The sequence below is a fragment of the Amycolatopsis sp. lyj-109 genome (assembly GCF_046548995.1).
Classification (GTDB): Bacteria; Actinomycetota; Actinomycetes; order Mycobacteriales; family Pseudonocardiaceae; genus Amycolatopsis.
This window is the reverse complement of sequence record NZ_JAJPWR010000001.1, coordinates 12,480-28,000: the sequence shown is the minus strand read 5'-3', so window position 1 is coordinate 28,000 and position 15,521 is coordinate 12,480. Positions and strand designations below refer to the sequence as shown.

12 protein-coding genes and 1 pseudogene are annotated in these 15,521 nt (G+C 73.2%); 3 read left to right on the top strand and 10 right to left on the bottom strand.

The genetic code is table 11. The annotated features are described in order from the left end of the window. Window position 1: 1 nt before the first annotated feature. The 9 genes from ACLJQF_RS00110 to ACLJQF_RS00070 form a co-directional block, all read right to left on the bottom strand. Window positions 2-895 (bottom strand): phosphotransferase family protein, encoded by an 894-nt coding sequence (locus ACLJQF_RS00110; protein WP_410606108.1) that lies wholly within the window; start codon window positions 893-895, stop codon window positions 2-4. After that, window positions 892-2,076 carry an acyl-CoA dehydrogenase family protein gene (locus ACLJQF_RS00105; protein ID WP_410606107.1) on the bottom strand — a complete coding sequence of 395 codons (1,185 nt, stop codon included), beginning with the start codon at window positions 2,074-2,076 and terminating at the stop codon, window positions 892-894. The genes ACLJQF_RS00110 and ACLJQF_RS00105 overlap by 4 nt, the downstream gene beginning before the upstream one ends. After that, a complete protein-coding gene (locus ACLJQF_RS00100; protein ID WP_410606106.1) occupies window positions 2,073-3,206 on the bottom strand; it encodes a thiolase family protein in 1,134 nt (377 codons plus the stop codon). Before ACLJQF_RS00100 ends, ACLJQF_RS00105 begins: the two co-directional genes overlap by 4 nt. Continuing rightward, on the bottom strand, window positions 3,203-3,454 hold the full coding sequence (locus ACLJQF_RS00095; protein WP_410606105.1) for a Zn-ribbon domain-containing OB-fold protein: 252 nt from the start codon (window positions 3,452-3,454) through the stop codon (window positions 3,203-3,205). Before ACLJQF_RS00095 ends, ACLJQF_RS00100 begins: the two co-directional genes overlap by 4 nt. An 18-nt stretch (window positions 3,455-3,472) precedes the next feature. Beyond that, window positions 3,473-4,261, bottom strand: coding sequence for an enoyl-CoA hydratase/isomerase family protein (locus ACLJQF_RS00090; protein ID WP_410606104.1), 789 nt, complete (start codon window positions 4,259-4,261; stop codon window positions 3,473-3,475). A gap of 126 nt (window positions 4,262-4,387) precedes the next feature. Then, complete coding sequence (locus ACLJQF_RS00085) at window positions 4,388-5,395, bottom strand: acyl-CoA dehydrogenase family protein (protein WP_410606103.1); 1,008 nt, start codon at window positions 5,393-5,395, stop codon at window positions 4,388-4,390. Next, entirely contained in the window at window positions 5,395-7,896 is a 2,502-nt protein-coding gene (locus tag ACLJQF_RS00080) for an ATP-binding cassette domain-containing protein (RefSeq protein ID WP_410606102.1), read from the bottom strand. Before ACLJQF_RS00080 ends, ACLJQF_RS00085 begins: the two co-directional genes overlap by 1 nt. Window positions 7,897-7,904: 8 nt before the next feature. Beyond that, window positions 7,905-8,774 carry a branched-chain amino acid ABC transporter permease gene (locus ACLJQF_RS00075; RefSeq protein ID WP_410606101.1) on the bottom strand — a complete coding sequence of 290 codons (870 nt, stop codon included), beginning with the start codon at window positions 8,772-8,774 and terminating at the stop codon, window positions 7,905-7,907. A gap of 76 nt (window positions 8,775-8,850) precedes the next feature. Beyond that, window positions 8,851-9,639, bottom strand: coding sequence for an SDR family NAD(P)-dependent oxidoreductase (locus tag ACLJQF_RS00070; RefSeq protein WP_410606100.1), 789 nt, complete (start codon window positions 9,637-9,639; stop codon window positions 8,851-8,853). Between the two features lie 18 nt (window positions 9,640-9,657). Here ACLJQF_RS00070 and ACLJQF_RS00065 point away from each other — a divergent pair, with 18 nt between their 5' ends. Further along, on the top strand, window positions 9,658-10,704 hold the full coding sequence (locus tag ACLJQF_RS00065) for an NAD(P)-dependent alcohol dehydrogenase (RefSeq protein WP_410606099.1): 1,047 nt from the start codon (window positions 9,658-9,660) through the stop codon (window positions 10,702-10,704). 27 nt (window positions 10,705-10,731) lie between these two features. Here ACLJQF_RS00065 and ACLJQF_RS00060 read toward each other — a convergent pair. Then, a pseudogene (locus ACLJQF_RS00060) lies at window positions 10,732-13,305 on the bottom strand (AAA family ATPase); the annotation flags it as partial. Window positions 13,306-13,531: 226 nt separating this feature from the next. Here ACLJQF_RS00060 and ACLJQF_RS00055 point away from each other — a divergent pair. Together ACLJQF_RS00055 and ACLJQF_RS00050 are read left to right on the top strand one after the other, a co-directional pair. Next, window positions 13,532-14,959: a hypothetical protein gene (locus tag ACLJQF_RS00055; RefSeq protein ID WP_410606098.1), complete on the top strand. Its 1,428-nt coding sequence runs from the start codon at window positions 13,532-13,534 to the stop codon at window positions 14,957-14,959. A 38-nt stretch (window positions 14,960-14,997) separates the two neighbouring features. After that, entirely contained in the window at window positions 14,998-15,474 is a 477-nt protein-coding gene (locus ACLJQF_RS00050; RefSeq protein WP_410606097.1) for a DUF4904 domain-containing protein, read from the top strand. Window positions 15,475-15,521: the final 47 nt, after the last annotated feature.

The window sequence follows — 15,521 nt, the reverse complement described above, 5'->3', positions numbered from 1 at the left end:
CCTAGCTCCTCAGAATGTCCGCGGCGGAGGAGATCATCGCGGCGATGGTCGGGGGCAGCCGCTCCTGGTCCGGGTCGTGGTGCTTGCCTTCGCGGTGCCGGCGCAGGTTGTGGCCCATGATCGCGGCCATCTTCATCCGGCCCATGGCCCGGAACCACGCCAGGTCGGGCAGGGGTGTGCCGTAGCCGTCCAGCAGTTCCGCCTCGGTCGGCAGGCCCGGCACCGGGGCGCCCAGCGCCGGGAAGTTGCGGTGGTCGGCGAACAGCAGGAACCAGCCGAGGTCGGTGCGGGGATCGCCGGTGCTCCAGATCTCCCAGTCGACGACGGCGGTGGCCCGCGTCCCGTCGAACAGGATGTTGCCGAGCCGGAAGTCGCCGTGGACGAGCACCGGCGGCAGGTCCGCGGGAACGTCCTCGGCCAGCAGCCGCAGCAGGTCTTCCGCGCCGGGCCGGAGTTCGGCCGGGACCGCGTGCATCGTGCGGCTCCAGCGCTCGAGTTCCCCGGCGGCCGTGGCGGCCGGTTCGCCGGGCACTGGTCCGGCATCGTGCAGGAGACGCAGCAGCCGGGCGGCTTCCAGCATCCGTGTGCGACACAGTTCCGGCGACAGGGTGTGTTCGTCGAGAACGGGTTCGATCGCCTCGCCGGTGGCGAACTCCATGGCGAACCACGTCTCGTCCGTCGCGATCACGCCCGGCACCGGCACGGCCGAACCTTCGAGGGCCCGCAGGACCCGCGCCTGCCGCAGCACATCGTTACGACCTAGGGGTTTCTGGCCCGGCGGCACCGCCTTGACGACGTAGGAGTCCTTGACCGAGTAGGTGAGCCCGGAGTGCCCGCCCGGCAGGACTTCCAGCTCGCCGCCGAGGCGGTCCCGGACCTGGTCCGCGAGGCTCATCGCGACGGCTCCTTCGGCAGGCCGAGCACGCGCTCGGCGAGGATGGTCCGCTGGATCTCGTCGGAGCCGCCGGCGATGCTGTAGCCGGGGGCGCCGAGCAGATGCTCGGTCCAGGCGAAGGTGCCCCACTCGCCGGTGTCCGCGACCAGCCGCGGCCCGAGCAGCTGCACCACGAGGTCGCTGGTCCGCCGCATGGTCTCGGTGGCGTAGAGCTTCCCCACCGACGCTTCCGCACCCGGCTCCCGCCCCGCCGCCAGGGCCGCGGTGACGCGCAGGCCGATGAGCCGCTGGACGAGCGTGCGCACGAACAGCTCCGCGGTCCGCTGCCGCTCGACGTCGGTCAAGACGCGGTGCCGGGCCAGCTCGATCGCGCGGTCGGCGTTGTCCAGGCCGAGCGATCCCGAGTCGAGGCGTTCGGCGGCCAGCACGCTGAGCGTCACCTTCCAGCCCTGGCCGACCGGACCGAGCCGGTCGGTGTCGGGCACGACCACGCCGTCGAGGTAGACCTCGTTGAAGCTGGCGCCGCCGGTCATCTGCCGGATCGGGCGCACGGTGACGCCCGGGGCGTCCATCCGCACCAGGAACACCGTGATCCCGGCGTGCTTCGGCGCCTCGGGGTCGGTGCGGCACACCGCGACGCCCCAGGTGGCGACCCGGGCGCCGGACGTCCACACCTTGTGGCCGTCGAGCACCCAGCGGTCGCCGTCGCGGACCGCTTTCGTGCGGACGGCCGCCAGGTCGGACCCGGCTTCGGTTTCCGAGAAGAGCTGGCAGGCCAGCTCGTCGGTCCGCAGCATCGGCCGCAGCCAGCGTCGCCGCTGCTCTTCGGTACCCCAGATCTCGATCGCCGGGGCGACCAGGTGCTGGGTGACCGGGAAGATCTCGCTGCGGCGCGGGACGTCGAACGCGGCTTCCTCGCTCCGGTAGAGCTGCTCGTAGAACGCGGGCAGCCCGCGGCCGCCGGACTCGGGCGTGCGGCTGAGCGCACCCCAGCCCGCGTCGAACCGGGTGCGTTCCCACTCCTGGCCCCGCGCGGTGTGCGCGCGTTCCTGGTCTTCGGTCCAGTTGTCGAACACGGCGACCGAGTCGTCGCCGGTGCCCCAGGCGGCCGCGGTCCTGGGACTGGCCACGGTGGACAGCCAGGCTCGCGCCGCGGCGCGGAACTCCGCCGGGCCGGTCATCGGGCCAGCACCGTGCACGCGCTGACCCCGGGTGCGCCGTAGACGTGGGTGAACCCGATCCGCGGCTCGCCGGGCACCTGCCGGACGCCCGCGCGGAGGCGCAGCTGCTGGACGACCTCGTAGACCTGCCGCAGCCCGGACGCGCCGATCGGCTCGCCGTTGGCGATGCAGCCGCCGTCGGTGTTGACCGGCAGCGTGCCGCCGATCTCCGTGACCCCGGAAGCGATCAGTTTCTCCTGTTCGCCGTCCTCGCAGAAACCGCATTCGGCGAGGTGCATCACCTCGGCGCCGCTTTCGGTGTCCTGCAGCTGGACGACGTCCACATCGGACGGTCCCAGGCCGGCCGCTTCGAACGCCGCCGCGGCCGCGTCCCGGCTGACGCTGGTCGGCTCGCCCGCTGCCAGCACCGGGCTGAACACCTCGAACGAGCCCCGGCGGCGGGTGCGCACGACGGCCGACCGCAGCACGACGGCGTCGCGGGTGGGGACCGAGGAAGAGCACAGGACCAGTGCCGCCGCGCCCTCCCCCGGAGAACAGAACATGAAGCGGGTCAGCGGGTCGTTGACCATGCCCGACGCGAGGATCTCGTCGGCGCCGATCTCCTTGCGGCGCCAGGCTTCCGGCGTCCGGCTGCCGTTGCGGTATGCCTTTTCCGCCACGAGGGCGAGGGTCCGCGGCGTGATGCCGAAGTCGTGCGCGTACCGCTGGATCTTCATGCCGAAGAACTGCGTGGTCACCATCAGGCCGTCGCGGCCGTAGGCGTCGTCCAGGCCCCAGTCCGCGGGACGCGGGTCGAACGCGCCCCGCGGGTGCTTGTCGAAGCCGACGACGAGGACGACGTCGGCCATCCCGCCGCGGATCGCGTTGACCGCGGAGACGAGCGCGCTGCCGCCGGTGGCACAGCCGTTCTTGACGTTGACGAACGGCAGGCCGGTCAGCCCGAGGTCGGCGACCAGGGTGTCGGCCAGCCCGGCGGCGTCGCTGCCGCCGAACGCGGCGCCGACGCGGGACCACGGGATCCCGGCGTCGGCCAGCGCCGCCGTCGCCGCGGCGATCGCGTGCTCCCGGCCCGACCGCTCGGAGCGGCCGAACGGGGTGCGGGCGGCCCCGCAGATCAGGACATCGCTCACGAATCCTCCTCAAGCGGCTTGGCATGCGGAACCCCGGTGGTCTCCTCGACGCGGAACCGCATCCCGATCCGGACACCCGCCGGATCGGGGACGTCGAGCACGGCAGCCACGCGCGGGCCGCCGTCCAGCTCGACGTACCCGAGCGCGAACGGCCGGAAGCCACCGGCAGGCGGGACGTACGGGGGTGACTTCGGTGCGAACCGCTGCACCGTCCACGTCCACAACGTCCCCTCGGCAGGCAGGGTCACCCCCGTCGGAACCATCGGTCAGCGCCCCGTCCACTTGGGTTCGCGCTTCTCCAGGAACGCCGCGACGCCTTCCGCGGCGTCGTTCGAGTTCAGCGTCACGCCCACCGCGAGGTGCTCCATGACCATCAGCGACTGGATGTCGGCGTCGAGGCTGCGGTCGATGGTCATCTTGGTGATGCGCATCTGGAACGGGCTCTTGTCGGTGAGGTGGCTGATGAACTCCTCGACCGTCTCGTCCAGCTGCTCGGCCGGCGCGGACTTGTTGATCAGGTCGAAGTCGGCCGCCTCGACACCGGAGAGCAGCTTGCCGGTCAGCATCAGCTCCTTGGTCTTGCGGATGCCGATCATCCGCGGCACCCGGTAGATCGGGCCCGCCCCGCCGAACAGCCCGCGGCGCATGTGGAAGTCGCCGATCTGGGCGTCGTCCGAGGCGATCGCGAAGTCGCAGGAGATCATCAGCTCGAACCCGCCGGCGGTGACGTAGCCCTCGAGGACCGCGACCGACGGCGTGTTCATCGAGTAGAGGCGGTCGCAGATCTTCGCGGAGATGACGGCCACTTCCATCGCCGTCGAGCTGCCGATGTACTCGGCCTGCAGGCTGTCGAGGTCGAAGCCGGAGCAGAACGTGCCGCCGCGGCCGCGCAGGACCAGCACCCGCAGGTCCGGGTCCTTGTCGACCTCGGTGATGATCTCGTCGAGCCGCTCCAGGATCGGCACGGTGACGCAGTTCTTCTTCCACGGACGGTTCAGCCAGACCCGCGCCACGTTCCCGTCGCGCTCGAACTGGATTTCGTCTTCCACGGCCATCTCGTTCTCCTAACTGAACTGACTTCAGTTTGATTGAATAGGTCGGACGGGTCCGCTGTCAACCGCGGAAGGGGGTCTGCCGCGGAAGGGGGTCTGCCGCGGCTGTCGTGAGTGGTAATTAGGGTTCTAACCCGAATTACCACTCACGAGGCCCAGGGCGGTGGCGAGGCGGGCGTGGTGGTCCTGGGGGGTGCCGAACAGGACTTCGTCGGCGCGGGCGCGGCGGACGTAACGGTGGGCCGGGTGCTCCCACGTGAAGCCGGTCCCCCCGTGGAACTGGACGTATTCGGCGACCGCCAGCCGGTACGCGCCGGTGCACACCGTGGCGGCCGCCGCGGCCGCCACCGGCAGGTCGGGAGAATCGGTCGCGACGCAGGCGATCGCGTACGCCGCGGCCGAGCGCGCGGCCTCGTACTCCACCAGGAGGCCGGCGAGCCGGTGCTTCACCGCCTGGAACGACCCGATCGGCCGGCCGAACTGCCGTCGTTGCTGCACGTAGGCCACGGTGGCGTCGAGCGCGTGTCCGACGCCGCCGAGCTGTTCGGCGGCGAGCGCGGCCCGGCCGATGTCGAGCACCCGCGACACGACGTCCGCGGGCCCGATCGGCGTGGCCGGGGTGTCGCGGAACTCGAGCCGCGCCTGCGGCCGGGTCTCGTCGAGCACGCGCAACGACGTCCGGGCCACGGCCTCGCAAGCGAACAGCCGGTCCCCTGCCCGCACGAGGATCAGATCCGCGGCCGCCCCGTCGAGGACGAAGTCCGCCGTTCCCGACAGTGTCCCGTCGCGGGCCTGGACGTCGCCGTCGAAGGCGACCGTGGCCCTCAGGGTGCCGTCGGCGATGCCGGGCAGGTAGCGCTCATCCCCGCAGAGCAGCAGGGTGTGCGCGGCGAGGACGACCGTCGGCAGCAGCGACCCGGCGCACAACGCACGTCCGGCCTCCTCCAGCACCACGGCCAGCTCGGCGAAGGAGTACCCGGCGCCGCCGTGCTCCTCCGGGATGGTGAGCCCCTGGACGCCCAGCTCCGTGGCCATCCGCTTCCAGTCTCCTCCGTGCGCGGCGAAGAAGTCCCTGGCGACGGCCCGGAGTTCACGCTGCTCCGCGGTCTCGGTGAGCAGGGCCGGATCGATGAGCATCACGCCTCCAGCGTCGTCACGTCACGCACGCCCAGCGCGACGGCGTGCTCGCCGCCGAAGTAGGCGGACTCGGCCCGCGCGGCGAACGCGGGATCGGTCGCGGGGCCGTGCGCGGCCACCACGCCTTCGTGCAGCACGACCACGTCGTGGCAGGTCGCCATCGCGCGGCTGAGCAGCTGTTCCAGCAGGACGACGGTCAGCCCGCCCTCGGCCAGCTCGCCGAGCCGGCCGTACACCTCGTCGACCAGGGCCGGGGCGAGCCCGAGCGCCGGTTCGTCGACGACGAGGACGTCCGGGCCGGCCATCAGGGCGCGGGCGATGGCGAGCATCTGCTGCTCACCGCCGCTGAGGCCGGCGGCCTGGACCGCCAGCCGGTCGCGCAGCCGCGGCGGGAGCCACTCGGCCGTTTCGTCCAGCTTCGCCCGCAGGGCCGCGCCCTTGAGTCCCACGGAGTACGCGGCGACCTCGAGGTTTTCGCGCAGGGACAACGTTTTGAACAGCGCCCGGCCTTCGGGCACCAGGCTGGTCCGCACGGTCCGGACGCCGGTGTCGCTCGCCTCGCGCGTCCCGGCCGACGGCCGCAGCGAGCCGTGCAGGACGCGGCCGAGGGTGCTCTTGCCCGCGCCGTTCGCGCCGACGACGCCGAGGACGGTGCCCTCGTGGACGTCCAGGTCGATCCCGCGCAGCGCGGCGACCCCGCCGTAGTGGTGCTCGACGCCGGTCAGCCGGAGCACCACCTGGCTGTCGGCGACGCGGGCGGGCAGCGCGGCGCGCGCGGTGGTCGTACCGAGGTAGGAGGCCTGCACGGCCGGGTCGCGCAGAACCTCGTCCGGCGCGCCCTCACCGACGGGCCTGCCGAAGTCGAAGGCCACGACCCGGTCGGCCACGGCGAACAGGTCGTCCAGCACGTGGTCGATGACCAGTACCGCGGCACCGCCGTCGCGCAGGCGCTCGATCTGCCGGGCCGCGGTCGCGCGCTCGTCGGCGTCGAGCCCGCCGAACGGCTCGTCCAGGACGAGCAGCGCGGGCTCCTCGGCCATCGCCCGGGCGAGATCGAGGCGTTTCTGCAGCCCGAACGGCAGCTCGGCCGGGTACCGGTCGGCGACGTCGGCCAGGCCGACGCGGGCGAGCAGCTCGCCCGCCACCCGGCGGTGCCGGGGCGTGATCCGGCGGTGCGTGCAGAGGACGTTCTCCGCGACGGTGAGCTCGCCGAACGTCTCCGCGTGCTGGAAGGTGCGGCCGATCCCGAGCCGCCGCCGCACGGTGGCCCGGCTGGCCAGCAGCTGCTTGCCGGCGTACTCCGCGCTGCCGGTCACCCGGCCGCCGCCGATCAGTCCGGAAAGGACGTTCATCAAGGTGGTCTTGCCCGCGCCGTTCGGGCCGATGACCGCGAGCACCTCGCCCCGGCGGACCGACAGCGACGCGCCCTCCAGTGCCTTCAGCCCGCCGAAGCGCACGGACACGTCCGTCAAGGTCAGCAACAATGCGCCCGTGGGGTCCCGGTGTCCCGGTCCGGCTTCCGGCACGGTCGCCGGGACGGGCCGCGGCGGCCGGACGAACCTCCGGGCGAGCTTGCCGAGGGACGGCACCACCCCGCTCGGCAGGAAGATGAGCGCGGCGATCAGGACCAGGCCCTGGACCACCGGCTGGGGCAGCCCGACGGACGAGGCGAGCGTGGGCGACCAGGCGAGGTAGCCGCCGCCGACCACGGCGCCGAGCACGCTGCCGACCCCGCCGAGCACGCAGGACGCGATGAGCGAGATCCCCAGGTTGAGCGAGAACGGGTCGGGGCTGACGAACCCGCTCAGCAGGCCCAGCAGCACGCCGGCGAACCCGGTGAAGGCGGCGCTCACGGCGAACGCGAGCGCCGACTGCGCCTCGGGCGCGATCCCGATCGACTGGGCGACCAGTGGGTGCGACTTCGCCGCCACCAGGCGCATCCGCAGCGCGGACCCCTTGGCCAGGACGGCGATCGCGAGGCAGACCCCGGCGGCGGCGACGGCAAGCGTTTGCGCCTCCGTTCCCCCGCTCGGCAGGACACCGGCCAGAGTGTCCACTTGCGACACCGGGACGCCCTGGTCGCCGCCGGTGACGTCGGTCCAGCGGTTGATCACTTCCAGGGACACCAGGCTGAAGGCCAGGGTGAGCAAGGCGATGTAGAGCGTCGAGAAGCGGGCGCCGGCGTAGCCGAGGAAGCCGCCGAGCAGGGCGCCGGCCGCGACCGCGCCGACGACGATGGTCTCCAGGGACCAGCCGTGGCCGCTGCCGTAGGCGGCGAAGTACGCGCCGAGCGCGAAGAACGCCGGGTGCCCGACCGACCAGACGCCGGACCAGCCGGCCAGCAGGCCGACCGAGAGCACGACGATCGTGTAGACGGCGGCCAGCGCGACCGAATACGCCTGGTACGGCGGCACCACGCCGGAGTTCAGCACCGCGATCAGCGCGACCGCGGCGAGGGGCCCGAAGAGGGCTCGCGCCACCCGGGAGCCGAGGAAGGTCATGGCGTACCTCAAACCCGTTGGAAGGTGCGCGTGCCGAACAGGCCCTGAGGCCGGATCAGCAGCACGAGGACGGTGAACGTGAAGACGAAGGTGTCGCGGAAGCTCGCCGAGACGTAGCTCGCGCCGAGGTTCTCCAGCACCCCGACGGCGAGCCCGCCGACGACCGCGCCGTACATGCTGTTCAGCCCGCCGAGGAAGATCCCGGCGAAGGCGCGGAACAGCGGCGCGGACAGCACGGTGGGCGCCAGGCCGACCTTCGGCGCGTACAGGCACGCGGCGAGCGCGCCGAGCCCGAGGCCCAGTGCCCAGGCCAGCCGCGCGATCCGCTGCGCGCTGATCCCGACGACCTGGGCGGTGTCGGCGGATTCGGCCACCGCACGCATCGCCGAGCCCGTGGTCGTCCGGCCGAAGAGGAACGCGACCAGGCCCATCGCCACGCCGGCCACCGCGATGGTCAGCAGGCTCTGCGCCGGGATCGCGACGCCGCCGGCGCGGACCGTGCCGTCGACGATGCTGGGGAACGACTTCGGCTGGGTGCCCCAGATCGAGCCGATCACGCTTTCGGCGATGAGCGCGACGCCCATGGTCACCACGAGGGCGGCGAACAGCCGGCCCTGGCCGAGCGGCCGGATCACCACCTCGCGGACCAGCAGGCCGGCGACGACGGTCACCACGACCGCGCCGAGCACGCCGACGAGCACCGCGGCGCCGTTGTCGTGGAACGTGATCGCGGCGTAGAGGCCGAGCGTGGCGAGGCTGGCCAGCGCGAAGTTCACGACGTCCGTCGCCCGGTAGACGATCACCAGGCCGAGGCCCATCAACCCGTAGATCGCCCCACTGGCGATCCCGCTGACGAGCACGAGCAGGAATTGATCCACGGCGATCCTCTCCCTTGAGGACAAAGTGAACTCAGTTCAGGTGACGGTAGCTCGCCGCCCCGCCCCTGGCAACCCGTCAGGCGGTGAAGCGGCCGCCGTTGGCCAGTACCACCGCGCCGGCCAGGTTGGCCGCTCCCGCCCCGGCCAGGAAGAGCGCCACGTCCGCGATTTCGTCCGGCGTCGCGTAGGCACCACCACCGGACTCGAGGAACGCCCGGCGGAGGGCGTCCGGCGTCCGCGCGGCCATCCCCGTCTCCGTGGGCCCCGGAGCCACCACGTTGACCCGGACCCCGAATGGGACGACCTCCTTGGCGACCGCCTGGGCCAGCGCGTGCACGCCGGCCTTCGACGCGGAGTAGTGCGGGTAGCCGACCGGGGCGTCGAAAGCGGCGGACGACCCGACGACGACCACCGCCCCGGTTCGCCTCGGCACCATGACCCGGACCGCGGCCCGCAGGACGTGGAACGTCCCGTCGAGGTTCACGCTCAGCACCCGGCGCCAGGACCGGGTGTCCAGGCCGGCCGTGACCTCCGGCGGCCGCCCGGCCTCCCACGCGTCCGCGATCCACTGCTTGGCCTGCGGATCGTCGATGCCCGCCGCGTGGACCACGACGTCGAGACCACCGTGGTCGCGTTCGATGCCCGCGACGAGCCAGTCGACCCGGTCCGGATCCGCGACGTCCACTTCGGCCGCGCGCGCGTTCTCCAGCGGCGCGGCGACGCGCGCCACCGCCGCGGCGTCGAGGTCGGCGAGCACGAGCTGCCGCGCCCCGGCCAGCTTCCGCGCGACGGCGGCCCCGATCCCCGAGCCCGCACCCGTCACGAGTGCCACCTTGCCCGCAAACCCTTCCTGAACTGAGTTCATTTCTGTATCGTCGACGCTGTGAGCGCGACGCGCAAGACCTCGGCCGTCCGGCTCACGGCGTGGGGCCGGCCCCCGTCCCTCGCCGACGCCGAGGTGCCCGATCCGGTGGGCACCGAGGTGCTGGTGCGCGTCGAGGCGGCCGGGATCTGCCACTCCGACCTGCACGTCGTCGACGCGCCACCGGGGACGTTCCGGTACCGGCTGCCGTTCACCCTCGGCCACGAAATCGCCGGGCACGTGGCCGCCCTGGGTGACGCGGCCGCCGGGCTCGAGGCCGGCGACCGGGTCGCCGTCCACGGTCCCTGGGGCTGCGGTGCCTGCCGCCGGTGCGCGGCGGGCGAAGACAACTACTGCGATCGACGCGCCGACCTGGCGTGGTCGGGCGCGGGGCTCGGGCGTGACGGCGGCATGGCGGACCACGTGCTGGTCCCGCACGCCCGCCACCTCGTGCCGATCGGCGACCTCGACGCCGCCCAAGCCGCTCCGCTGACCGATGCGGGCCTGACGCCGTACCACGTGGTGGCCCGGCTGACGCTGGCCGGGGACTCGGCGGTGGTGGTCATCGGCGCCGGCGGGCTCGGGCACGTCGCGATCCAGATCCTGCGCGCCACCACCGGCGCACGGGTGTTCGCCGTCGACGTCCGCGAGGACGCGCTCGCCCTCGCCCACCGGTCCGGAGCCCACCGGACCCTGCGCGCCGAGCCCGGCACCGAGGCCGTCCTGCGGCGCGAGACCGGCGGCGCCGACGCCGTCCTCGACTTCGTCGGCAGCGACCCGACGCTGGCCCTCGCGGCCGGCGTCCTGCGTCCGGGCGGCACGCTGGCGATCGTCGGCAGCGGCGGCGGGCAGCTGACCGTCGCCAAACCCGGCCCCCTCCCCCAGGGCGCGACGGTGTCACTCCCGTTCTGGGGCAGCCGCCGGGAACTGGCCGAGGTGATCGCCCTGGCCCGCACCGGCGCCATCCGGGTGGAGACCGAACTGTTCCCGCTGACGGCGGCCGGCGAAGCGTTCGAGCGGCTGCGCGCCGGGCAGGTCCGGGGCCGGGCGGTCCTGCTGCCCGGGTGATGTCCCAGGCCGGGCGGAGGCGCGGTAAAGGTGGTTCTCGACCGTGCGGACGGACACGACCAGCCGTTCGGCGATGTCGCCGTTGGACAGGCCGCTCGCGGCGAGCGTGAGGATTTCGCGTTGCCGCCGGGTGAGCTTCGGCGGTGCGGTGAGCGCGGCCAGCGCGGGGGTCCGGGCGCCTTCGCACGCTTCGGCGAGCCGGCGGGCCCGGGCCGTCGCCGTCTGGGCCGAGCCGCGACGGCCGTGGTGGGTGTGCGCGGCCGCTGCCTGTGCGGCCGCGTCCACGGCAAGGAGCAGGGCACCCATCTGCTCGAACCGCACCGAGACGGCCTGCAGGCCCGGACCGTCGCCGGCGGCCAGTGCGCGGGCGTGTTCGGCCGCGATCCGGGCACGGGGCCCGGTGACCTCGGTGGCCAGCCGGGCGAGCCGGCCGGTCACCGTGCGGTCGCCGAACCGGACCGCGGTGTGCAGCGCGAGGACCTCGACCGCCGGCTGCCGCTGCGAAGCGGCCACGTCGGCCGCCTTGCGGGTCAGCGCGGTGGCTTCGCTCACCCCGCCCTCGGCGGCCGCCACCCACGCCCGGGCCAGGAGCACGTTCGGGGCCAGGAAGACGTAGGTGGGGTGGTGCTCGGCCGTCATCGCCGTCAGGGCCCGCCTGGCCCGGGCGGGATCGCCGTGCATGCCGAGCGCGGTGGTGAGTCCCACCAGCCCGGTGAACGACCAGCCGTTGGGATCCCCGCCGTGGTGGGCCGCGATGGCCTGGCGGTATCCGCGCGCCGCGGTCCCGACCTGTCCGCGGAAGGCCGCCGACTCCGCGGCCATGAAGCTGGTGAAGACGTCCACCGGCCGCCCCGGCGAGTCCGGGCACCGATCGCGGAACCGCCGCTCGATCCGGTCCGCCTGGTCCGGCAGGCCCGCCAGCAGCAGCCCGCGCATGGCGGACATCACCACCAGCGCCCACTGGTGCAACCCGGCTCCCGGCGCGGCGGACTCCATCCGCCGCAACGCCGCCTCGACCTCGTCGAGGCGGCCGAGTCCCCCGTGCGCCATCGCCAGTCCCCAGCTCGCCCACGGCACCGCGGCGGCCGGGCACCGCGGGTGGGCCAGCACCTCGGCGCCGATCCGGGCAGCCTGGGCGGTCCGGCCCAGGTAGGCGTCCAGGACCGAACGGACGCCGGCCAGCGCCAGGTCGGCGGCCTCGTCCGTGGCGGCGCGGACCGCGGCGTCGAGCTCGGCCTCGGCTTCCGCCGGACGCCCGGACCAGGCCAGGACCTTCGCCCGGGCCATCGCGGCCTGCGCCCGCTGGACATCGGTGCCGGCCAAGGCGGGCAGCGTGGCCCACTCGCTCCCGGCCTCGGCCACCCGGCCGGTCCAGCCGAGCGCGCTGCCCAGCAGCAGCCGTGGCTCGAACCCGCCGCCGGCGGACACGGCCGTCCGGGCGAGCCGCTCGGCCAGCGCGAGGTCGCCCCGTTCGGTGGCGCGGCGCGCGGCGACGGTGAGCAACGTGGCATTGGGGTTCGCGTCGGCGTCCAGCAGCAGCACCGCGTGCCGCAACGCGTCGTCGGCGCGCCGCCCGCCCGCCGCGCTCAGCGCGTCCGCGATCCGCCGGCGCAGCCGCCGGGCGTACAGCGCGCCGGTGCGCCTCCGCTGCACCTCGCCGAACATCGGGTCGGCCAGCCGGACCACCCACCGCCGCCCCTGTGGCGAGACCTCGATCAGCCCCCTGGCCTCCGTTTCCTCCATCGCGTGCGCGCCGGTCAGCTCCGTCAGGAGCGGCACTTCCAGCGGGCCGCCGAACGCGAGCACGTCGAGCACGCCGCGCTGGTGCGCCGGCAGGTCGCCGATCCGGGTGGACACCAGCTCCACCAGCGCGGGCGACAACGTGAGCTCCCCCGACCACCGCCACACCCCGACGAATTCGCGCAGCCGCCCGGTGGCCAGCTCGTGGTCGACCAGCTGCCGCAGGTAGAGCGCGTTGCCCCGGGTGATGGACCACAGCCGCCGCACCGCGGTGTCGTCCACCGGGCCGCCCAGCCTCGTCTCCACCAGCTCCGCGGTCTCCTCGGGAGACAGCGGTTCGAGCTCCAGCCGCGGCAGGTGCCCGTCCTTCCACAACGCCGTCACCGCGTCCTGCGCGGCGTGCCCGGTGCGCAACGTGAGCACCACGCCCGCCGCCTTGCGCAGCACGAGCTGGTGCACCAGCACCGCGGACAGTTCGTCCAGCAGGTGCGCGTCGTCCACCACGACGACCACCCCCGCCGGGCCGGCCCCCGCCAGCAGCGCCTCGGTGGCCTGGGGCACCAGCCGCGCCGGATCCAGGTCGGCGAGTTTCAAGGTCGCCGCGAAGGCCCCCAACGGCAACGCCCGCGCCGAAGCCGTGCCCGCCACCCACCGGGCCAGGGCACCCCGCTGTTCGGCCGCCGCCAGCGCTTCCCGCGCCAGGCGGGTCTTCCCCACGCCCGCCGCCCCGATCAGCACGACCCCGGCCGGACCGTCCCGGCGGCGGATCGAGGTGGCGATCCGGTCCAGTTCCCCGGCCCGCCCGACCAGGGACCAGCCCCCGGTCGCGGACGGCGGCGGGTCCTGGCGCACCGGGGTCATGCCGTTCATCCGATGGTCTCCTCACCGATGACGTCATGGATAAGGGTGCACCGAGGCCGGGCGCAGATACCCCTGGATCACCTCCTTTTTCCCGGCGTGGGCCCGTCCGGGAGGTGAGTACCCGACTACTCATCCCACGACATCCCGACGCGGCGACAGTGCTTAGGAGAACGTTCAACCAGAACGGCCCGGCCACGCGGCCACCGTCGACGGAGGTAAACCACCGATGGATCCCATCCTGTACTGGAACGAAGTCGCCGCAGAAGCCGACCGGACCACGCACACGACGCTCCCGGCGAGCGAGCTCGGCGTCCGTGGCGGTCCCGGCGGGGCGCGCGCCAACGCGATCGTGCACCTGGCCATGCACGACGCCTACTTCGGCATCCACACCGGGCAGTACGAGCCCTACCTGGGCGACGACCTGCCCGAGGTGTCCGCCGAAGCCGACGCCGCCGCGGCGGTCGCCAGTGCCGCGCACGCCACGCTCAGCGCGCTCTACCCCACGCAGAAGGCGTTCTTCGACGCCCGGCACGCCGCGGCGGGCCTGGTCGCCGGCAAGGCCGACGTGGCGGGCCACGACTTCGGCCGCAAGGTGGCACGCAAGATCCTCGCGCTGCGCAAGAACGACCCCGGCTTCGGCGACAACGGGCACAGCTTCTCGGTCGCCCCGGGGCACCACCGGCAGGACCCGGACAACCCCGGGCAGGGTTTCTACGGGCCGTTCTACGGCGCGCAGTCCCCGTGCTTCGCGGCGACCACCCGCCACCACCTCGACGCGCCCCCGGAGCTGGGCAGCGCCGAGTACGAGCAGGCCGTCAAACAGGTCCGCGCCAAGGGCATCGCCCCGCACCTGATGGGCACGCTCCCAGCCGACCTGTTCACCGGGCGCACGCCCAACGAGACGGCCATCGGCCTGTTCTGGGGCTACGAAGCGGCCAGCGGCGTCGGCACGCCGACGCGGCTGTACAACCAGATCGTCCGCAAGGTCGCGGTCGCGCAGGGCAACGACTTCGCGCAGAACGCCCGGCTGTTCGCGCTGCTCAACGCGGCCATCGCCGACGCCACCATCCTCTGCTGGGCCGACAAGTACGTCTACGACTTCTGGCGCCCGGTGCTCGGGATCCGGGAGCACGACGCTTCCACGGGCCCGGCCGGGGTGGGCGACGCCGCCCTGGACTCCGACGCCGACCCGTACTGGCTGCCGCTCGGGGCGCAGGCGACCAACGTGACCGGTGGCCGGAACTTCACGCCGAGCTTCCCCGCGTACCCGTCGGGCCACGCGACGGAGGGCGGCGCGGCGTTCCAGATCGTCCGGCAGTTCTACGGCCAGACCCACTACGGCCCGGACAACCTGGCGGACGGCCTCGAGTTCGTCTCCGACGAGCTCAACGGCATCAGCACCGACACCACCGGGAACGTCCGGACGCGCGTCGTGCGCACGTTCCCCGGCGGCATGTGGCAGATGATGATCGAGCAGGGCTTCAGCCGCGTCTTCCTCGGCGTGCACTGGGTGTTCGACGCCTTCGCCGTGGACGAAGCCGGCGACGTGGACCTCTCGCGCAACATCGGCGGCGTCAAGCTCGGCATGAACGTCGCCGACGACCTCGCCGCCAACGGCCTCAAGGCGGCCAACGCCGCGGGCCCGACGGCCTGAAATCCTTTACTCCCAGCGAAATCCCGACTGGAGCACGCATGCCCACGACCCAGACCGCGGTGGCCAAGCCCGGCGCCGAAACCTACCCGCCGAACCTCACGGTTCCGGCGTCCAACGGCAAACAGCTCGACAAGGAAACCTACCGCAAGATCATCGAATCGTACTTCCACGCGTTCGAGACCCACGACTTCTCGAAGGTCCAGTTCTCCAGCGAGGTCGAATTCCTCGCGCCGATCAACAGATTGGCCTTGAAGGGCCGCGAACAAGTCGAGAGCTTCATCAGTCCCGTCTCGAGCCGGGTGCTGGCGGTCCGGGTGCTCAACACCAATGTGGACTTCCCGACCGCGAGCGGTCTGTGGCAGATCACGACCACCAAGGGCGCGCAGTACACCGTGCACAACTTCTTCCGGCTCGACGATGAGGGGCTGCGCTACATCTGGCCCATCATCGACCCGCTCGTGGTGATCAACGACCCGCTGGGCGTCGTCCGGTGGCTCACGGGCAACGGCTACTGAGCACTTTTCGCCGGGCCGGGCCGGAGCGACTCCGGCCCGGCACCGAA